Annotated in this window: 15 protein-coding genes; 13 read left to right on the forward strand and 2 right to left on the reverse strand. The window is 36.9% G+C overall.

The window, feature by feature from the left end:
• Window positions 1-8 precede the first annotated feature (8 nt).
• Complete coding sequence (locus AC07UM_RS09790) at window positions 9-1,394, reverse strand: MAC/perforin domain-containing protein (protein ID WP_494682270.1); 1,386 nt, start codon at window positions 1,392-1,394, stop codon at window positions 9-11.
• Between the two features lie 425 nt (window positions 1,395-1,819).
• On the opposite strand from AC07UM_RS09790, the gene gltX reads away from it, so the two are divergent.
• Both gltX and AC07UM_RS09800 read left to right on the forward strand, forming a co-directional pair.
• Window positions 1,820-3,328 (forward strand): glutamate--tRNA ligase, encoded by a 1,509-nt coding sequence (gene gltX, locus AC07UM_RS09795; protein WP_494682271.1) that lies wholly within the window; start codon window positions 1,820-1,822, stop codon window positions 3,326-3,328.
• Window positions 3,329-3,377: 49 nt separating this feature from the next.
• Window positions 3,378-4,334, forward strand: coding sequence for an acetyl-CoA carboxylase carboxyltransferase subunit alpha (locus AC07UM_RS09800; protein WP_124536594.1), 957 nt, complete (start codon window positions 3,378-3,380; stop codon window positions 4,332-4,334).
• Between the two features lie 57 nt (window positions 4,335-4,391).
• Here the strand turns inward: AC07UM_RS09800 and AC07UM_RS09805 are convergent, their stop codons facing one another.
• Window positions 4,392-5,165: a DUF6759 domain-containing protein gene (locus AC07UM_RS09805; protein ID WP_494682272.1), complete on the reverse strand. Its 774-nt coding sequence runs from the start codon at window positions 5,163-5,165 to the stop codon at window positions 4,392-4,394.
• A 145-nt stretch (window positions 5,166-5,310) separates the two neighbouring features.
• Here AC07UM_RS09805 and tsf point away from each other — a divergent pair, with 145 nt between their 5' ends.
• The 11 genes from tsf (at window position 5,311) to AC07UM_RS09860 (ending at window position 20,871) form a co-directional block, all read left to right on the forward strand.
• Window positions 5,311-6,135 (forward strand): translation elongation factor Ts, encoded by an 825-nt coding sequence (tsf, locus tag AC07UM_RS09810; RefSeq protein ID WP_494682273.1) that lies wholly within the window; start codon window positions 5,311-5,313, stop codon window positions 6,133-6,135.
• Window positions 6,136-6,329: 194 nt separating this feature from the next.
• The gene (locus AC07UM_RS09815) at window positions 6,330-9,677 is read left to right on the forward strand and encodes an FIDD domain-containing protein (RefSeq protein WP_494682274.1); all 3,348 of its coding nucleotides are present in this window, start codon (window positions 6,330-6,332) and stop codon (window positions 9,675-9,677) included.
• 79 nt (window positions 9,678-9,756) lie between these two features.
• Window positions 9,757-12,579 carry a T9SS type B sorting domain-containing protein gene (locus AC07UM_RS09820; RefSeq protein WP_494682275.1) on the forward strand — a complete coding sequence of 941 codons (2,823 nt, stop codon included), beginning with the start codon at window positions 9,757-9,759 and terminating at the stop codon, window positions 12,577-12,579.
• 132 nt (window positions 12,580-12,711) lie between these two features.
• Complete coding sequence (locus AC07UM_RS09825) at window positions 12,712-13,143, forward strand: hypothetical protein (RefSeq protein ID WP_494682276.1); 432 nt, start codon at window positions 12,712-12,714, stop codon at window positions 13,141-13,143.
• A 5-nt stretch (window positions 13,144-13,148) separates the two neighbouring features.
• On the forward strand, window positions 13,149-13,388 hold the full coding sequence (locus AC07UM_RS09830; protein WP_494682277.1) for a T9SS type B sorting domain-containing protein: 240 nt from the start codon (window positions 13,149-13,151) through the stop codon (window positions 13,386-13,388).
• 113 nt (window positions 13,389-13,501) lie between these two features.
• Window positions 13,502-16,900 carry an FIDD domain-containing protein gene (locus AC07UM_RS09835; RefSeq protein WP_494682278.1) on the forward strand — a complete coding sequence of 1,133 codons (3,399 nt, stop codon included), beginning with the start codon at window positions 13,502-13,504 and terminating at the stop codon, window positions 16,898-16,900.
• 204 nt (window positions 16,901-17,104) lie between these two features.
• On the forward strand, window positions 17,105-17,899 hold the full coding sequence (locus AC07UM_RS09840) for a hypothetical protein (protein WP_494682279.1): 795 nt from the start codon (window positions 17,105-17,107) through the stop codon (window positions 17,897-17,899).
• Between the two features lie 290 nt (window positions 17,900-18,189).
• Window positions 18,190-18,954 carry a DUF6759 domain-containing protein gene (locus AC07UM_RS09845; RefSeq protein WP_494682280.1) on the forward strand — a complete coding sequence of 255 codons (765 nt, stop codon included), beginning with the start codon at window positions 18,190-18,192 and terminating at the stop codon, window positions 18,952-18,954.
• A gap of 96 nt (window positions 18,955-19,050) precedes the next feature.
• Window positions 19,051-19,728 carry a tRNA (guanosine(46)-N7)-methyltransferase TrmB gene (gene trmB / locus AC07UM_RS09850; protein WP_124536608.1) on the forward strand — a complete coding sequence of 226 codons (678 nt, stop codon included), beginning with the start codon at window positions 19,051-19,053 and terminating at the stop codon, window positions 19,726-19,728.
• Window positions 19,729-19,745: 17 nt separating this feature from the next.
• A complete protein-coding gene (locus tag AC07UM_RS09855) occupies window positions 19,746-20,435 on the forward strand; it encodes a DUF6759 domain-containing protein (protein ID WP_494682281.1) in 690 nt (229 codons plus the stop codon).
• A 1-nt stretch (window position 20,436) separates the two neighbouring features.
• Complete coding sequence (locus tag AC07UM_RS09860; RefSeq protein ID WP_494682282.1) at window positions 20,437-20,871, forward strand: DUF6759 domain-containing protein; 435 nt, start codon at window positions 20,437-20,439, stop codon at window positions 20,869-20,871.
• Window positions 20,872-20,967 lie beyond the last annotated feature (96 nt).

Here is a 20,967-nt window from a genome sequence, read left to right on the forward strand (position 1 = left end):
ATATCTAATTAATAGGCGTAGAATTCAATTCCCTCAGATGCATACCCAGATGGTCTTACACCTGATCTTGAATAATAGTGGTCTTTACCATTCCAATATCTGTAAATAGGAACAGTATTAGGCTGCTGAGTTGCAAATGCATTAAACTCAATTCCTTCTTCTACATACCCCTGGTAATACCCCGGAGTTCTTGTATAATAGTGATCTCTCCCATTATAATATCTGTAAATAGGAACAGTATTGGGAGCTTTGTATAAGAATGCATTGAACTCTATTCCTTCAAAAGAATACCCGCTATAGCTTCCCGGAGTTTTTGTATAGTAATGATCTAATCCGTTGTAATATCTGTAAATTGAAATAGTATTGAATTCAAGATAAACTTTATTGTCAATAAGATATTGATCTACATAAGCTTTAAGCTGAGCTTTTTTAGCCGCATCTTTCACCAGATCGTAAATAATCACTAATCCGTTGTTTCCAAAATCTACCAAAACTGAATTGCTTGCATTAGAGCTGTTCTGCCAGTTGGAAATATTAATTTTAGGATTTGTCTGATCAAGATTCAGATCTCCTACCAATCCTTTTGAAGGATCCCCTCCTCTGGTTTTATAGGCTAATTTTTTAGAATAGTTCATGGAGGATTCAGCAGTGTTCACATCATTTGTAACATCTACATCAAAAATATCTTTCATCCCTACTTTCACCCCTATTCTTGCAGCACGATCACGGCTTTGGCTTCTTGTTTCTGCCTGGAACAGAACATCCAGTTTAGCACCTGTATAGATATCAAGTGCCACGTGAGTTCCGTAGTCCTGTACAATCTGTTGTGGAGTTTTTGTCTGCAGATCCTGAACAAATTCCGGAGTCAGATAATCTCCCAACATATCTGTAGTTGCATTGAATCTTAATCTTTTCTGTTTGATCGTCAGGTTATAACTTCCGTAGATATATTTTGCATCAAACTTATTGTTTGTAGTTACTGCAGAATTGAATCCTACTGAAAGTGTTTTCTTAAACAATGGGATACCGGCAGTAACATTTACTTTAGTAGAAACCATTTTAGAATACGACTCTGCATTTTCACCATATTCCTCAACATATTCCTGTGAGAATGTGTTTTCGCTCACTAATCTGTTTGCCTGTTCTGTTTTAAAACGATCAATATCTATCACTTTAAAACCTGCTGCAGTAGCATTGGCGTATTCACCGGCAACATTATACCCATGTCCTAAGACATCATAAATTCCGTCTCCTGCAAATTTGGAAGCTGATAAACGATTGGCTTTTGCTGCCGGACTGCTGGGGGTTACTTCAGTATTCAGTTCTTCTGTAGAACATGAACTCATGAAAAGCATCAGTAAGCTACTGAAGCAAAATAAAATTTGTTTTTTCATAGTAATATTTAAAAGTTTCGGCAAATATAATATTCAACAAGCAGTGATAAAAGTAATCACATGATGACATATATCATTATTTAGTGAATTTAATATTTAATTAAACTACTATTAATAAATGATATACCCATCACTATTTATAATTTAAGAAAACAAAAAGAGTAAAGAAATCGACTTAATCAGGAACTTTTATTTCCAACACAGCCCGTCTGCTATATGGCTTACATTTTCACAACACCATATTTAAATTATCATTTACAGCTTACAATAATTATCCATCATTATACGACTGATAGCTTTTAAACAGTATTTCATGAAAATCTATAGAAATAAATAAAAAAGTTCGAGTCAAAAAACCAATACCGGGTTATAAATCATCTCGTAAACGCATAATTTTAAGTAAATTTGCAAAAATTAAAATTGAAATGGAGAAAGTAAGAGTACGTTTTGCTCCAAGTCCTACAGGACCTTTACATTTGGGAGGCGTAAGAACTGCATTATATGATTATCTTTTTGCTAAAAATCAAGGTGGAGAGTTTGTATTAAGAATTGAAGATACAGATACCGCAAGATATGTAGAAGGAGCTGAAGAATATATAGAAGAAGCTTTAGAATGGTGTGGAATTATCCCTGATGAAAGTCCTAAGAAAGGAGGGAAATATGCTCCTTACAGACAATCTGAAAGAAGAGATATCTATGATCGATATACAGAGCAGATCTTAAAAACAGATTATGCTTATATCGCTTTTGATACTGCAGAAGAATTAGATACAATTCGTGCAGAGTACGAAGCAAAAGGTGATGTTTTCTCGTATGACAACAAAACCAGAAACCGTTTAAGAAATAATCTTGCCCTTTCTGAAGAAGAAGTTCAAAAACTATTGGACGAAAAAACGCCTTATGTCGTAAGATTCAAAATGCCTGTTGACAGAGTATTGAACCTTCAAGACATTATTCGTGGAAAATTCTCCGTCAATACAAATACTTTAGATGATAAAGTTCTGGTAAAGAATGATGGAATGCCAACCTACCATTTCGCAAACATCATTGATGACCACGAAATGGAGATTTCTCACGTGATTCGCGGGGAAGAATGGCTGCCTTCTTTAGGACTTCATACGCTTTTATATGAAGCAATGCAGTGGGAAGCACCACAATTTGCACACCTTTCTTTAATTCTAAAACCAGAAGGGAAAGGGAAATTAAGCAAAAGAGATGGGGATAAATTCGGGTTCCCGGTATTCCCGCTTGATTTCAAAGATCCTGTTACAGGAGTAGTTTCTAAAGGATACAGAGAAAACGGTTATCTTCCTGATGCTTTCATCAATATGGTAGCATTATTGGGATGGTCTCCTGCAGATGATAAAGAAATTCTTCCTTTGGAAGAGATGATCAAGGAATTTGACCTTCATAAAGTACATAAAGCTGGCGCAAGATTCAGTAAAGAAAAATCTGAGTGGTTCAACCATCAGTATATTCAGATGAAGTCTGATGAAGAGATTCTTCAGATCCTGAAAAATACAGATCTTGATTTTTCCGATGCTTCTAATGAGAAACTGCTAAAAGTAATTCATCTGATGAAAGAAAGAGCAACATTCCCGAAAGACATCTATGAAAACGGAAAATTCTTCTTTGAAGCTCCAACTTCTTACGATGAAAAAGCTTCAAAAAAAGCTTGGAATGATGAGACTTCCGCAATTTTAGGAGAATTGGCATCTGCTTTTGAAGCTACAGACTTCACCGCTGAAACATTGAAGCAAGCAATGCATGATTTTGCTGAAAACAAAGGATTGGGTATGGGTAAAGTGATGATGCCACTACGATTGTCTTTAGTAGGAGAATTGAAAGGTCCGGACGTTCCGGATATCCTGGAAACCCTTGGTAAAGAGGAAAGTGTCTCCAGAATAAACAATGCTATAAATAATTTTAAATAGAATAACCATAATTTTTCATACATTTGAAAGATTTAATTTACTTCAAGAAATGGAATATTTAAGTTTCGAACTTCCTATCAAAGAATTGATGGATCAATACCAGACGTGTTCTTTAGTAGGAGAAGAAAGTGGTGTTGATGTAAAATTAGCATGCAGCCAGATTGAGGATAAGATTTTAGAAAAGAAAAAAGAAATCTATGGAAATCTTACCCCTTGGCAAAGAGTACAAATGTCTCGTCATCCAGATCGTCCTTATACCTTAGACTACATCCACGGAATGGCAGATAAAGGCAGTTTCTTAGAGCTTCACGGAGACAGAAATTTCGCTGATGATCCGGCTATGATTGGAGGATTGATTACCCTTGACGGTCAAAAAGTAATGATTATAGGGACTCAAAAAGGTAGAACAACTAAAGAAAGACAGCACAGAAGATTTGGAATGCCAAATCCGGAGGGATACAGAAAAGCTTTAAGACTCATGAAGCTTGCTGAAAAATTCAATATTCCTGTGGTAACTTTAGTAGATACACCGGGAGCTTATCCAGGATTGGAAGCTGAAGAAAGAGGACAGGGAGAAGCTATTGCAAGAAACATTTTTGAAATGGTTCAGCTGAAAACGCCAATCTTCACTTACATCATCGGAGAAGGTGCCAGTGGTGGAGCATTAGGAATAGGTGTTGGAAATAAAGTATATATGTTGGAAAACACTTGGTATACCGTAATCGCACCTGAAAGCTGTTCTTCTATCTTATGGAGAAACTGGGATCACAAGGAAGATGCTGCGAATGCATTGAACCTTACTCCAGCAGATGCTTTAAGAGAAAAGTTCATCGACGGGATTATTGAGGAACCCCTTGGAGGTGCTCATTATGACCAGGAGACCACTTATTTAAACTTGAAAAATTCTATTTTACAAAATATCAAAGCTTTCTCCAAATTTACAGGACAGGAGCTTGAAACCCAGAGACAAGATAAATTCATTGCAATGGGGCAGTTTAAAGGATAAAAAAATAAAAAGGTTAAGAATTTCTTCTTAACCTTTTTTCTTTAGTTTTCTTCTGTTCTATTCTGCAACGTTAAGTGCTATTTCAATATCCTGTTCAATTTTCTTTAAAGAAGAATATTTGGCATCACATACCATGGTGGTCATGACATATTCACCTTTATCTACCAAAATAAAGTTTTCTCCTTTTGCAGGAACACTTAGATTATAATATTTTTTACCGCTTATTTTTACAATAAGGTTACAGGATGATCTGTTTTTAATATTGACATACGCTTCACTTTTATTGACATCATTATTAAAGAGGTGTGTCAACATGGCTGCCCTTCTTTTATTTTCTTCGCTTGGTTCAGATTTAGAGGTGCCCGCAGTCTTCGCCGCAGATCCTGTTGAACCCACTGAAGCGAACGTCGTTCTTCTTTCTGCTTTTAAAGCATCAATAGCAGCAGCTGTATTACTAGAAACAGGCTTACCATTGGCGGTATAGGTTTTATTCGCTGCGACTGTTTTACCGCTGTTTAACTCGTTATTCTTTACGATATTTTCAATTTTTTCTTTACTGATCGGTTTTATAGTAGGCTTTGCTTCGGGAGAATTACCTGCCATAATAATATCAATCAGTTTTCTTTTAAAAAAGTCTGTTTTAGCATGTCCGGGATTCTGTTTCAAAAAGCCGGCAATTACTCTTGCCTCTTTTGAAATCTCCGCTTCCTGTTCGGTATAGATGATTACAGTTTCTTTTTCAACAACAGCTTTCGATTTTGTTTTTTTCTTTTTTTGGGAAAAACCAAGTGAGAAAATGCATATAAATAGGAGGAATAAGATTTTTTTCATTAATCAAATCTTTAAAATAGTATTAAATATATTAATAACGTGAAAAGTCATTTTTTAGTTTATCATTAAAATCATTATCTTTGCACTGCTCTAAATTTAAGCTAAAAATTAATACTAATCTTAAATAAAAAAAATAATAGATATTATGTCTTATACACCAGCTGCTGCAGACGTAGCAAAATTGAGAAACCAAACAGGTGCAGGTATGATGGACTGCAAGAAAGCTTTAGTTGAAGCTGAAGGAGACTTCGAAAAAGCGGTAGATATCCTTAGAAAAAAAGGACAAAAAGTTGCTGCTAACAGAGCTGACAGAGAATCTGCTGAAGGTGCAGTAATCGCAAGAGTAAACGAGGACAACACTTTAGGTGTAGTAATCTCTCTAAATTGCGAAACTGACTTCGTTGCTAAAAACGAAGCGTTCATCGAACTAGCTTACGAATTAGCTGAAATGGCAATTTTCGCTGCTACTAAAGAAGAACTTTTGGCTACAGATTTCCACGGACTTACTGTTGCTGACAAATTAATTGAGCAAACAGGAGTTATCGGTGAAAAAATCGAGATCGGTTCTTTCGAAAGAATCCAAGGAGATTTCTTAGGAGCTTATATCCACGCTGGAAACAAAATTGCTGCAATCACTTCTCTTTCTGCTAAAGTAGACGGATCTGACGAAGCTGCTAAATCTGTTTCTATGCAGGTTGCTGCTATGAACCCAATCGCTTTGGATGAAACTAGAGTTTCTCAGGAGACTATCGACAAAGAATTAGAGATCGAAAGACACAAACTTACTGAAGAAGGTAAGCCTGCAAACATTATCGACAATATTCTTAAAGGTAAAATGCAGAGATTCTACAAAGACAACACTTTGGTACACCAAGACTTTATTAAAGATGCAAGTATCTCAGTTGCTGATTACGTAAAATCTGTAAACGCAGACCTAAAAGTAACAGGATTTGTAAGAGTAAGCTTATAATCCATCTTTAAAAAAATATGAGATCCCGGTGAAGTTCACCGGGATTTTTTTTATTCTAAAAAGGCGTTATTATTAACACAATATGACGAGAGCTTTAAATATTTAACAATTACACTATAATCACGATTTCAAAGTTTTTTTTGTATAAAAATTTGATTATTAATGTTTAAATTTGCGGCCCCATATAATAACGCATGAAAAAATTTCTACTGGCTATTTGCTCTTTTCTTTGTTTATTTGCTAATGCACAATTGGATTCTGAGCATTGGATCGCTCCTATGTCGGCTAGCAGTCTTCTTGGAACACCGAAAGGATATCTTTACCTTTCAACCAATGAAACAATTCCCTTTTCAGTACAGGTGTATAACAACAACAATGTAATTTCTACGGTTCAGGTAAGCAAAGGAAATCCAACACAAGTAACCATCCCTAACAATATGATGATTGCTTCTGCCCCATCCGGGTTGTTTACTTCAACTTCAATGGGATTATATGTAAAAGGAAATAAAAAATTCTTTGCCAGCTATAGATTTACTGTGCAGGATCAGGCGGAATTTATTACATCAAAAGGATTAGCCGGACTTGGAAAAACGTTCTTCGTGGGAATGGCTCCTAATACGACGGCCAAACCTTATGTGAACTCTACTATTGGAGTCACTGCAACGGAGGACAATACTACTGTAACTTTATCCGGATATAATCCTGGTGTTGTTTTTTCTGACGGTATTTCAGCTCCGTCAAGAACTTTTACAATCAATAAAGGAAAATCATACATCCTTGAAGCACAGAGTAATCTTAATCCTAACAACTTAGCGGGATTAGTAGGGGCAAAAATTGTTGCCAGTAAACCAATCACTGTTACCAATGGAAACTTCAACAGCATCTATACTACCCAAAACAATACGAATGTAGACGTTCTTATGGATCAGGCTGTTCCTGTGGAAAGACTGGGAAAAGATTTTGTAATGGTAAAAGGAAACGGACCTGCAAATTCAGGAATGGAAGCAGCCGTAGTGATTGCAACAGTAAATAATACCAAACTTACCGTAAACGGAACTCTTTTGAATAATGTGACCTTAAATGCGGGACAATATTATGTTGTTCAGGGAACTAACTATGTAAACCAGGTGAACGGAAATTACAATATGAGTATTTCCGCCAACAATAATGTATATGTATATCAGCTTCTTGCGGGAACATCTTCAGGTACGGTTTACGCAACAGGTGGAATGAACTTTATCCCTCCATTAAGTTGCTTCTTACCCAAAGAGATCAACGAAATTGGATTTATTAATAAAATAGGAAACGACACTTTCAATACCAGACTTAATATTATTACTCAGACAGGTGCTGCGGTAACAATTAATGGAAATCCAATTGCAGCGGGTACCGGACCGGCGCCTGTGACGGGAAATCCTAACTGGGTTACCTATTCCATTCCGAGTGTAACAGGAAATATAACCGTTGCTTCTACAAAACCGGTTACAGCAGGAATTGCTGCCGGAAACGGAGCGGTAGGATATGGAGGATATTTTGCTGGATTCTCTTCTATTCCGGTGATTACAAAAACCGGAGATTGTTATAATGGGGTTCTTCTTTCTGTAGAAAGTGGTTATGATGCTTATCAATGGTATCTTAATGGAATTCTGATTAATGGAGCTACGTCACCGTCTATCAACCCGGACTTGTATGGTTCGGGAGTATATACTTGCTATATTACCAGAACCAATTGTGAGTCCAGACTTACTGCAGAATTTGATTATACAGTATGTCCGCCTATCACTACCACTACTTATGATATCGGATCATGTACTACGAAAATCATTAATCCTGTATTGAGCAATTCCAATCAGGCTGTGGATCCTACCAATACCAGCATTATTGTACATCCTACCAATGGAACTGTTTTTGTAAACCCTACAACAGGACAGATTACCTATACTCCTAATGCAGGTATTACGACAAATACGTCTGATACCTTCACTTATTATATCCAGGGGACCGGAAATCCGGCTGCTTTTGAATATTTTAAAATTATAATCAATACTCATGTTTTCCAGGTAACCAATGCTTCTTTGACTTCTTGTGCAGCAGCCAATGGAAACGGGACATTCAACCTGACTACAGCGATTGTCACTCAGGAGCCGGGTGCTGTGGTTACTTATTTTACCAATGCTAATTTAACGGGGCAGATTGCCAATCCAGCGGATTATTCAGGACAGTCGGGAACGATATATGTGAATGTAACCTCTTATGGATGTTCTAAAACAGCTACCATCACATTAAACACCTATCCTACTCCCAACCTTAATACGAGTAACTTCAATGCTGCGATTTGTGATGATAATTTTGATGGAGTTGTAAATGTCAACTTTACCAATGTAACCCCACAAATTGTAACGAATCCTGCGAACTTCACTGTAAAATATTATTTGAATCAGGTTGATGCAAATGCCGGAAACAACAATACTCTTCCTGCTAACTGGACTTTCACAGCTAATACAATTGTCTATGTAAGAGTATCTGGTGTCGTTGGGGAATGTCCTCCTGCTTTGGGCCAAATCAATTTCACCATTGGAAACAAAATTCCTTTGATTACCAATAATGGCCAGGCTGATATCTGTGACAATGATTTTAATGGTTCTGAAGCAGTAAACCTTAATGACTATAAAGCTTTATTCACTACAGATCCAGGGGTAATTCTATCATTTTACACCTCATTGGCGAATGCACAGGCAGGACTAAATCCTATTGCGGCATCACAAACACTTACTTCTTTTAGCAGTGTTTTTTATGTAAGATTTCAAAGCAGTACAGCATGTCCTAATACAGCTGTTTTAACTCTTACTCTTAAAACTCCTAAAAAATCTACCCAATTACATGATCGGGTTATCTGTTCTAATGAAAAAATAATGCTGGATGCAGGTCCTGGATTCACTTCGTACTTATGGAGTACTGGCGCTACTTCTCAAAATATTTCTGTAGGAGCCGGAACTTATTATGTAGATCTTGGATTCAACGGATGTGTATACCGTCAGTATGTAAATGTAACAAATTCACAAGCACCTACTATTACTAAAATAGATGTTGTAGGCTCTACAGCCACTGTCTCTGTAACCGGAGGAACAGCTCCTTACAAGTATTCATTAAACGGTTTTGATTACCAGGCTTCCAATGTTTTCACGGGATTATCAAGAGGTCTTCATACGGTATACGTATTAGGTTCTGATGGATGCAGTCACGTAACCAAAGAGTTTTTGGTTCTTAACCTTATCAATACGATCACACCGAATGGAGATGGAATAAATGATGTTCTTAATTATTCAGAATTAAGGATCAAACAGAACGTTACAATTGAGATTGCTGACCGCTACGGAGCCTCTGTATATAAGTCTTCTGACAAAAATTATACATGGGACGGAAAATCAAATGGAAGAAACCTTCCTACGGGAACATATTGGTATATAATCAGATGGACAGAGCCAGATACGAAATTACCAGTTTCGTATTCAGGATGGCTTTTAATTAAAAATCGGGAATAAATTTTTAACATTTATTTAAATTTTATTAAAAGTATTTCATTTTTTATTTTAATTTTGTAGAAATCCTAATTCCATACACATGAAAAGATTTCTACTCAGTTTGGTATTAATTTTTTTGACAATTAATACACTCTTTGCACAAAGGGATAGTGAGCATTGGATTGCTCCTTATTATGACAGTGCCGGGGGGTATACGAACATGATATACCTTTCTACTGATTCTACAACACCCTTTGATGTAACCATTTACAACAACAATGCTGTAGTCACCACGGTTACCATCAGTAAAGGTAGCCCGCAAACCTACAAGGTTGCCAACAACCTTATTTCTACGGGTACAACTACAGAAGCATTCAATGTGGGTAATAAAGGACTCTATTTAAAGGCATTAAAACCTTTTTATTGTAGTTTAAGACTTGCTCAGAGTGTTCACGGAGAAGTTATTACCAGTAAAGGAAGAGCAGGAATCGGAAAAACATTTTTCGTTGCGAGTGCTCCCAATACCAATACAAGCAGTATTCAGAACTTTACAGCAGGTATCCTTGCTACTGAAGACAATACTAATGTAACTGTATCTTGGAACCCTACTGCAGGAGTAGTTTTTATCAATGGTACCCCTCCTGGTAACACCCATACCTTTACCTTGCAGAAAGGACAATCTTTCATTCTTGCAGGATCAGGCACCCAGTCGGCCAACAAGAATGGTTTTATCGGAGCAAAAGTGGTAGCAGATAAACCTGTAACCCTTACTAATGGAAGTTGTAATGCCAACTTCTCTACTTCGCCATCCGGAAGTGACCCGGTTCTAGATCAATCTGTACCGGTTGACAGACTTGGAAATACATTTGCAATTGTAAAAACAAGATCCACTATTCCTAGCCAGAATATGGAAGGAGGGCTTATTATTGCTACAGAAGATAACACGGAAGTCTATTTAAATGGTGGTGGTACTCCAGTAGTAACACTTGCTGCCGGAGGATGGTTCAGAATCAATGAAACCAGCTATGTGGCTCAAGGTACTTCAGGACATTCAAATATGTTTATTTCAACAACCAAAAACGTATATTTATATCAGTTCGTAGGGGTAGGTAATAGTGAAGCCACCAATGGGTTCAACTATATACCGCCATTGAACTGTTTCCTTCCAAGAAAAATTGATGAAATCGGAAAGATCAATGAAATGCCAATTGGGACAGGTGGAGCCAGTGCAGTTCAGGATATTGTTGTAAAATTAAATATCTTAACAGAGACAGGGGCAACAGTATTGGTAAATGATGCGCCTCCAGCTGCAGCGGACGGTCCATATCCATTGGCAGGAAACTCCAACTGGGTAACGTATGGAATTACCGGAGTAACAGGAAATATTAAAATCACTTCCACAAAAGCTGTAACAGCTGGTATCAACGGCGGATTCAGTTCTGCAGGATACGGTGGTTACTTTGCCGGATTCTCATCAATCCCTGTAATTGCAAAAAAAACAGGAGAATGTGTACCAGGAATTATTCTTGAAGTAGATGACGGATATGAAACATACCAATGGTTCCGTGACGGTGTAGCTATTCCGGGTGCAACGACTTACACGTATACGCCTACACAGTCAGGAAACTATACTGTAAAAGTAACGATGGGAACATGTCCTCCAGTGACAACTCCTATCTATAAAGTACAAAACTGTTTAAAAGAAACAACACAAGCGCTTAATGCTTGTTCTACTAAAATTATTACGCCTGCGTTTACTTCATCAACTCAAGCAGTAGTTCCAACTACAGTAGTCATTTTAACTCCTCCTACAAAAGGAACAGCTGTGGTTAATCCAAACGGAACAATCACGTATACTCCGAATCCAGGATATTTAGGATCGGACAAGATTATTTATAAATTCTGTGGAAACTCAGTAGAGTTTACAGATTGCGAGCAGGTAACATTAAACCTTACTGTAGTTCCATTCACAGTAACGGATACTTCTATTAAGGCATGTTGGTACGATGTAGCTCCTTATGCTTATTTTGATCTTACTAAAGCTAAAGTAACAGACTATAATGCGGTTACAAAAAAATACTACCGTACTTTAAATGATCTTACTGCAGGAATCAATGAAATCACAACACCAGAAAACTTCCCTTCAACAGGTGGATTTGTATATGTGAAAGTAACGACTGCTGAAGGATGTACAGCGAATGCAAAAATTGAATTAATTGTACTTCCAATCAAAAAATCTCCAATCCTGGTAGATCAATATATCTGTATGGATGCAAAAACAAACCTGGATGCAGGTTCTGGATATGACTCATACCTATGGAGCACAGGTGCTACCACTTCAGGGATCAGAGATGTAGGTGTTGGAGAATATTCTGTAGTACTTGGCAAGAACGGATGTTTCCTTACCCAAACCGTAAAAGTGAAGAAAGTTGAAGATCCGGTAATTCAAACCATTGAAATCAACAATAATACAGCGACTGTAATTGTAAGCGGAGGTAAAGCTCCTTACAAATATGCAGTTGACGGAACGGCTAACTGGCAGGATTCAAGTACTTTCACAGGTTTAACAAGAGGACAGCATACTTTCTATGTAAAAGATTTTTATAACTGTACTCCTACTTCTGTTGAAATTACCATTCCTAATCTATTAAATGCCATTACACCTAATGGAGATAATGTAAATGATTATATAGATTACAGTGAACTTGCTTATAAAGACAACCTAACATTTGTAGTGTATGACAGATATGGAAATATGGTATTCACCGGAAATAAATTCAACAACTTCAGATGGGACGGTAAGCACTTTGATAAAAAACTAGGAACAGGAACTTACTGGTATCATATCAACTGGACTGAGTCCAACAAAGAAAAGACTCCAGTAAAATATACAGGTTGGATTCTTGTTAAAAATAGAGAGTAATAATTAGTTTAAAACTATATTTGATAAGTCACGATTTGATAATCGTGGCTTATTTTTTTATTAAATTAATAGTGAATATCATAAAATATTTCAATACCCCTTGTTGTTCTCCCTCCTGTAAAATCAGATGTATTGGCAGACAACATTATCTGTATGGAAGAAAAAACCACACTGGATGCAGGTCCAGGATTCAAAAGCTATGAATGGAGTACCGGAGCAACCACTCAAACCATCAAAAATGTAGGAGTGGGAGTCTATTGGGTAAAACTAAAAACCGGAGAATGCATCACCCTGCAGACCGTAAAAGTATATGCATCGGAACAGCCCGTTATTTCAAACGTTGATATCTCAAACAATACAATAACAGTGAATGTTATAGGAGGCACCCCGCCTTATAAATATTCTATGGACAATATCAACTGGCAGGATTCTAACCTATTTACCAATATTGCGAGAGGAAATGCAAGCATCTATGTAAAAGATAGTTATAATTGTGAACCGATAAAAGTGGATATCACGATTCCCAATCTGATCAATGTCATTACTCCTAATCAGGATGGGTAAACGATGTGATAGATTACTCTTTACTGGCTATCAAAAACAATCTTGTATGTAATATTTTTGACCGATATGGAAGAAAAATCTTCCAGACAGACAAAACCAACGAATACAAATGGAACGGAACTGCTGATGGCAGTAAAAGAATCCCTATAGAAAACTATTGGTATGAAGTAGGCTGGGATCACCCTAATGCCAAGCAAACTCTAATAAAATTTACGGGTTGGATTATGATAAAAAACAGAGAGTAATCCTACAGTCATAAAATTTTAAAAGCCGTGATTTTGAAATCGCGGCTTTTTTATTATGTTTTCAACTATTTAATACTTTTTATTATTAAATTTGTGATAAATACTACTACTGAATGAAGAAAATTCTATCTTTTTTATTTATATTTTATTTTTTCACCTCTGCTTTTGCCCAATTGGACCGAGAGCATTGGTTTGCTCCTATGATGGACAGGACAAGTGCTACCAATCCTTATCAGAATCTGTATTTATCCACCAGCAGAACGACTCCGTTTCCTGTAAGTATTTATAACAATAACGTACTGATCGGAACGGTGAATATCAGTAAAAATAATCCACAGAAATTCGATGTATTAAGAAAGTATATTATCACCACTCTGCAGACAGATTTATTTACCCCTACCACCAAAGGATTATACCTTAAAGCAGAATTTCCTTTTTATGCCAATTTAAGGTTTTCGGTATTCAATCATGCTGAGATCATTACCTCCAAAGGAATTTCATCAACAGGAACAAGCTTCTATGCTGCCTCTGCTCCTATCACTGTGAGCAACAATATTCTGAATTTCATGACCAGCGTGCTGGCAACAGAAGATAATACCACCGTTACGATTTCCGGATACAACCCTACCGTTCAGTTTTCCAACGGAACGACCGGAGCCACAAATCCCACCATGACGTTCACCTTAAACAAAGGACAGTCTTATATTATTGATGGGATTGGGGATATAGCAGGAAATTTTGACGGCTTTATCGGTTCAAAAATCATTTCAAACAAACCAGTCAATATCACCAACGGGAATTTTAACGGACAATATGCCGGAAACTTCCCTTCCAGTTCTGACATTTTAATGGATCAGGCAGTACCAGTCAACAGACTGGGGAATGAATTTGCTCTTGTAAAGGGGAACGGACCTATAGGTTCCAACATGGAAGGTGCCGTTGTGATTGCTACTGAAGACAATACCCAGATCTTTGTTAATAATGAAATTCCACCTATAGCGACCATCAATGCAGGAAAATATTATGTTATACCTGATTCCAAATATATCCTTCAGGGAAACGGACATTATAACTTATATCTAAAAACATCTAAAAATGCTTATGTCTATCAGATTTTAGCAGGAGATTCCAACTCGGGAAATGAAACAGCTACCGGAGGATTCAATTTTATTCCGGCGTTGAACTGCTATCTTCCCAAACAAATTAATGAACTCGGGCTTATTAATGAAAATTTTGTTCATTCCAATGGAAATCCTTCAGGGGGTCTCAACATCCCCACAAAACTTAACCTTATTACAGAAAGAGGTGCTACCGTTACCGTAAACAGCGCCACCCCTCTTGCGATTACAGGTCCTTATAATATGACAGGAACCACCAATTGGGTAACCTATGGAATTCCTAATGTGACGGGAACTATTACAGTCATTTCAGACAAAGCCATTATGGCAGGAATAACTGCTGGAACTGATGCCGTAGGATACGGAGGTTTCTTTGCTGGTTTCCCCACACAGCCCGTTATTTTAAAATCAGGTGACGGATGTATTCCGGGGGTAGTACTTACTATAGATCCTCTTATCTATGATACCTATCAATGGTACAGAAACGGATCACTTATTCCGGGAGCTACAGCTTCTTCATTCACTCCTACGCTACCTGGATATTATACCTGTTCTGTAACAATGGGCAGCTGTGCACCTTTAGTCACCCAACAACTTAAAGTTCTGAACTGTACAAAACTGACCAATGCAGCCTACAATGTATGTACTACACAGACTATAACACCCGCATTCAGCAGTTCATCACAAACACCTGCTCCAAGTACTGTAGCGATTACAACAGCACCTGCATTAGGTACTGCAGTGGTAAATTCAACCACTGGAATCATTACTTATACCGTGACAACTCCCGGTACATCAGGAACGGACACATTTACCTATACATTTTGCGGAAATGATCCGGACTTTCCTGATTGTGAAACAATAACCGTTACGATTAATATTCAGGCTCTTGTTGTCATGAATACAACCTTAACCGCCTGTGATATAAACGGACAGGGGACATTCAATCTCACTACAGCAAATGTTACTAATAATTCACCTGTTACGATTACTTATTACCCTACTCTTTTGGATGCCCAGAATGAAAATGCAACAGCATTGATCACCAATACAACAGCTTATACTGCACCGAATGGCACAATCGTATATGCGGTTGTCAAGAACAATATAGGATGTAAAAGTATAGCGCAAATCACATTATCACTTTTCAATAAAGCGGTTGTTTTAGATAACTACAATGGTGTTTTCTGTGATGATAATCTGGATGGAACGGTTACCGTTATCCTTTCTAATGTCACTCCTCTTGTTCTCAATAATCCTAATTTCTTTACCAATGTAAGGTATTATGCAAACCTGGCAGACGCCAACGCAGGAAATATCAATACACTTCCTAACACCTGGAGTTATACAGCTACAACTACTATTTACATCAGAGTAGATTCTCCGGATGGCTGTGCTGCTGTGATCAAACCTTTACAGTTCAGTATCGGAGCTAAGGTACCATTGATCATCAAATCTGTTACAGAAAGTGTTTGTGATGATGATTTAGATGGAACAAAAAGTGTCAATTTAGCACAGTTTATCCCTCAGTTTACATTAGACCCGAATGTTACTTTCACATTCCACGCCACTTTATCGGATGCTCAGAACAATGTGAATATCGTCTCATCACCCGTTAATATTACAACTTCTCAAACGTATTATATCCGATTTGAAAAAAATGGAGTATGTCCGGAAGTGGCAACACTCAAAATCAATATTAAGATCCCTAAAAAATCGGATGTATTAAAAGATAAGGCTATTTGTCCGAAGACGACGACGACATTAGATGCAGGGCCTGGATTCGAAAGGTATTTATGGAGTACAGGAGCTAACACCCCATCCATTACCAATGTTGCTCCGGGAAGTTATTGGGTAGAGCTTACCTTCAATGGCTGTGTTTACAAACAGTATGTGAACGTTACAGAATTGCCAAATCCTGTGATTACTTCTATTGAAATCGACGGAACAACAGTAAAAGTGGGAGTAAGCGGAGGCACACCACCTTATGAATATTCTTTGGACGGTGTGATATGGCAGAGTTCCAATGTTTTTTACAACGTACCCAGAGGAGCGCACAATGTATTTGTAAGAGACTCTAAAATGTGTGAGGAAGTCAAAAAACCATTTGCCATTATTAATCTGATTAATACCATCACTCCAAATGGAGACGGTTATAATGAGGGAATCGATTATTCTGCCCTAATGGCCAATGAAAACCTTGTATTCCGAATCTTTGACAGGTATGGTGCCGAGGTCTTCAGAGGAACTCCTGAAAACAGATATACCTGGGACGGAAGAATAGGTGGAAGATATGTTCCTACAGCCACCTACTGGTATTTTATCACCTGGACGGAGTATGGCTCTGCACTTATGGTAAAATATTCAAGCTGGCTATTGGTAAAACACAGATAACATAAGGAAACCGGAAGAAAGAAGAACTGAAAACTCAGAGTTCCTTTCTTCCGGTTTTTTTATTTGAATCTTTATTTTTTTAAGTTAATGACAAGTTTCTAACAGTCCTTAACAATTAAATCCCAAAGTTTAATATAACTTTAACCACTATTCATCATCTAATTAGGCAAAATTGCTATATTTCTATGTAATTTTGCGCATTATATGAAGAAACTGTTTACTCTAGTGCTATTGGTTTTTCTGGCAAAAATGAATGCACAAATATATTCCGGAGAGGTATTTCTGAGAGACAACTCTATTTTATATCTCAATCAGGTATATGTTACGAACCTGACTATACAAAAAACCGTTCTTACGGACTACAATGGTAATTTTAAGATTCCGGCTAACCCTGGAGATGTCATCCGGTTTACCTCTATTGTTACTGAAAGAAAAGATATAAAGCTAACTCCTCAATCGATGGCACAGAAAAATCTGGTTGAGCTTAAAATTGCTTATTACGAAATTCAGGAAATTGTCCTCAGCAGGTTCAAACCTACGGGAAATCTTCGGTATGATGTCAATTCTTTAAGAAAAGAAGACAAAGCATATGCGCTCAAGAAAGTCATTGGTCTTCCTGAGCCGAAAGGTGACGGAACGCCACCGGAACTTCCTGTTGCCGGACTCCGAGACGGCGGATTGACCTTCAGCCTTGAAAGTATCTATGATATTCTTTCCGGTGAGCGAAAGAAAAAACAGCGTTACCAGGCTTACGAAAGAATGAACAGCTCCGTTTCCCAGATCAAAAATTATTTAGGAAAAGACTATTTTACAAGATTCAAAATTCCTGAGAATTTAATTGATAATTTCCTTCAGTTTGTTTATACCTCTGAAAACATCCAGGCTTATGTATTGGCTGGTAACTTTGAAGCTGTAAAGATTCCTATTGAAAAATATCTGCCGATCTATCAGAAGAGACTTAGAAGCTCACATCTTCAGGAGGTTGTAAGCAGCAATTAAAAATCCCGATAAAAAATAAATCAGACTATACAATAATCCATGTTTCACGCATGGATTATTTTTTTTATGAAACAATAAAAATTTAGCCCAGACCTTTACTATTATTTATTCAAATATATATTATTCAATTTTTACCGCATATATTTCTATAATATTTAAAAATATATTAAATTTATCTCACGAACTAGTGTTTAAAATAAAAATACTTATATTTCGTTATCCAAATAAAAACTAACCAGCGCAAAACGTAAATTAAATGAGAAACACCAATTCTAATTTAATATTAATTAATGAAAAAAGTACTTTTACTTCTTGGCTGCATGTTCCTTTTTACGGTGTCTGCTCAAAAAAAAGGCAAAGACTATAGTAATATTCTAAAAAGTAATAATATCTATGAGATCAATGCATTTTTAAGAGATGCCCATCCAGATGATCCCCGAAGATCTGTTCTGAAACCAAAGGTAATGGACCTGATGAAAGAATACATCAAAAATGCACACCCTGCTGATCAGAAGGTAAAAGACATGCAGGAAATGCTTGCTATGCTGAGAAGAAGACCTTCTACAAAGATCACCTTTGATGAAATGAATGCAATCATCAAACAAAAACAAATTGCAAAGTATAAAGCTGAGCTGGCAGCGAAACAGCCTACTACTGTCTATACTCCAAGTACAGCTCAGAATACCTATGTCGTCAATACAACAGCAAATACTGCAGTTCCCAATGCCGAAGCAGAAGAATTCAACATGCTGATGGCCGTCTCTCCCGTAGAACATAAAAACAAAACAGTAAAAATCCTCAATTCTTTATTTGATAATGATCCTAATGCTAAAGAGTGCATTGTCATGATTCAAAATAAATCGGACTGTAATATCATTGTAAGAATGGAAGGTGTAGGTACTACCAAATACAGACTGGCAGTACCTGCTCAGGGTGAAGGTTCCATTGTCATAGAAAAAGGCCAGTATCTTTTCTCCAGTTTGGTTTGCGGAGCGCAATATGCCTCACAAAAAACAATACAAAGAGCCATTATGGTAGCTTTGGGAAGCCAATAACCTCAATCATAAACGAATTAGTTCTCTGTCTTTTACCTCCAAAAGGCAGAGATTCTCAATAAATTTTTAGTATTTTTGCACTCATTTTATAACTCAATGGGCAAGAATAAATTAGCAAGGTTTACAGAAAACAAAATATTACCGAATGTAATACAACCTACAAGAGAAGAGGCCTTAGAAGGTTTCGATCTTAAAGGAAAATGGAGAGACAATTTTTTTAAAAATGAGAATCCAATTGTATTGGAATTAGGTTGCGGAAAAGGAGAATATTCTGTAGGACTGGCAAAAACATTTCCTGAAAAGAATTTTATAGGAGTTGATATTAAAGGGGCTAGATTCTGGTTTGGTGCCAAAGAAGCTGTAGAAAGTAACATGAATAATGTCGCTTTTCTGAGAACTCAGATCGAGCTCGTTGATTATTTTTTTGCTGAAAATGAAGTAGATGAAATATGGATTACGTTCCCGGATCCACAAATAAAATACAAAAGAACAAAACACAGATTAACACATCCGGATTTTTTAAACCGATATAAAAAGTTCCTGAAGCCAGGAGGTATCATTCACCTGAAAACCGATTCAGAATTTCTGCATGGGTATACACTGGGATATTTACAGGGGGCAGGCTATGAAATCATCAGCGCACACCACGATATCTATGGGGCACCTGAATACGATCCTAATACGGAGCATTTGAGAGACATCAAAACGTATTATGAAGAACTATTCTCGGCTAAAGGAAAAACAATTACTTATATTAAATTCCGGATAAGCTGATGAAATAAACAAGCTTGATGAAAAAAAAATTTTTAACGATTTTATTCTTCACTTTTCTTATACCCGTCTTTACAAATGCCCAAAAAAGCAATAAAGACATTCTAAAAAACACAAACATCAAAGAAATTGAAGAATACCTGAAGAACGCACACCCTGACGATCCTAAGAAAAGTGTGCTAAAACCAAAGCTGATCGCTTTAAAAAATGCAGAATGGACAAAAGGAGCCCGTACAGCTAAACCTATGGAAGCAAGGCCTGTTATCTCCGATATTCCTAAAAGCATTATGAGAAACCCAAATTCAGACGATGCTGAAGAGTTTAAAAAACTGATCACTGAAACATCTGCTGAACACAAGGATAAAACGGCAAAACTTCTGAATGCAATGTTCAATGAAGATATTACCCGTAAGGAAGCGATACTTTTATTCAAAAATAATTCGGACTGCAATATCGTACTGCGAATTGAAGGAAAAGATTACTACAATCTTGCTGTTCCCGCTCGTGGAGAAAATTTTATTGTGCTCAATAAGGGTTCCTATACGCTCAACAGTAATATCTGCGATATGAAATACATTTCACAGAAAGACATTAAAAAAAGTATATTTGTAACGATAGGTAACCCGGGACAGGTTGAGACAGAACTGAAATCTACCAATAATGAACCGGAAAAAAAACTTCAAAAAAAGAGAAACCAAAAAATAAAATAGGATGAAAAAACTATTCGTTTTTACCGGACTTTCAATGATTCTTACCAGCTGTAATGTCAATTATGGAGGTTATCCGGTAAGAACATCCTACCCTACCAATAATTCAGGGAACGCGGCCAATACAGAAAGAGAATATAACGATCTTATTAAGGGGTATAAGCCGGAAACAGCTGAAGTTCTTAATGATCTCCTTAATAGTGATGATCCAAAGAATCCTAAGACCTCTATTTCGGTAGAAAACAAATCTCCCTGCAATATGGTACTTACTGTAAGCGGGAACAATTTCTTCAAGAAAATCCCGATAGGTGCTGGAAAGATAGGATATACAATGGTTCCAAAAAATCAAAACTACAGGTTATCCGGAGTTGTCTGCAACTCGACTTATCAGAGTACAAAATTTGTAACCACTTCCTATTCTATAAAACTTTCAAAATAAAAAGAAAAATCCGCAGGTTTAGAGTGCACCCAAAAGTTTAGACAAAATTAAATAATCTTTTGATAATAAAGAGTTCGATATTCTATCGGACTCTTT

The organism is Chryseobacterium sp. GW821-FHT04C04 (assembly GCF_059420365.1).

Bases quoted from the DNA above. Each gene is read 5' to 3' on its own strand.
- AC07UM_RS09815 (WP_494682274.1), top strand. From the start codon at position 6,330: ATGAAAAAATTTCTACTGGCTATTTGCTCTTTTCTTTGTTTATTTGCT.
- trmB (WP_124536608.1), top strand. From the start codon at position 19,051: ATGGGCAAGAATAAATTAGCAAGGTTTACAGAAAACAAAATATTACCG.
- AC07UM_RS09845 (WP_494682280.1), top strand. From the start codon at position 18,190: ATGAAAAAAGTACTTTTACTTCTTGGCTGCATGTTCCTTTTTACGGTG.
- AC07UM_RS09835 (WP_494682278.1), top strand. From the start codon at position 13,502: ATGAAGAAAATTCTATCTTTTTTATTTATATTTTATTTTTTCACCTCT.
- AC07UM_RS09800 (WP_124536594.1), top strand. From the start codon at position 3,378: ATGGAATATTTAAGTTTCGAACTTCCTATCAAAGAATTGATGGATCAA.
- AC07UM_RS09860 (WP_494682282.1), top strand. From the start codon at position 20,437: ATGAAAAAACTATTCGTTTTTACCGGACTTTCAATGATTCTTACCAGC.
- AC07UM_RS09840 (WP_494682279.1), top strand. From the start codon at position 17,105: ATGAAGAAACTGTTTACTCTAGTGCTATTGGTTTTTCTGGCAAAAATG.
- tsf (WP_494682273.1), top strand. From the start codon at position 5,311: ATGTCTTATACACCAGCTGCTGCAGACGTAGCAAAATTGAGAAACCAA.
- AC07UM_RS09820 (WP_494682275.1), top strand. From the start codon at position 9,757: ATGAAAAGATTTCTACTCAGTTTGGTATTAATTTTTTTGACAATTAAT.
- AC07UM_RS09855 (WP_494682281.1), top strand. From the start codon at position 19,746: ATGAAAAAAAAATTTTTAACGATTTTATTCTTCACTTTTCTTATACCC.
- gltX (WP_494682271.1), top strand. From the start codon at position 1,820: ATGGAGAAAGTAAGAGTACGTTTTGCTCCAAGTCCTACAGGACCTTTA.
- AC07UM_RS09790 (WP_494682270.1), bottom strand. From the start codon at position 1,394: ATGAAAAAACAAATTTTATTTTGCTTCAGTAGCTTACTGATGCTTTTC.
- AC07UM_RS09805 (WP_494682272.1), bottom strand. From the start codon at position 5,165: ATGAAAAAAATCTTATTCCTCCTATTTATATGCATTTTCTCACTTGGT.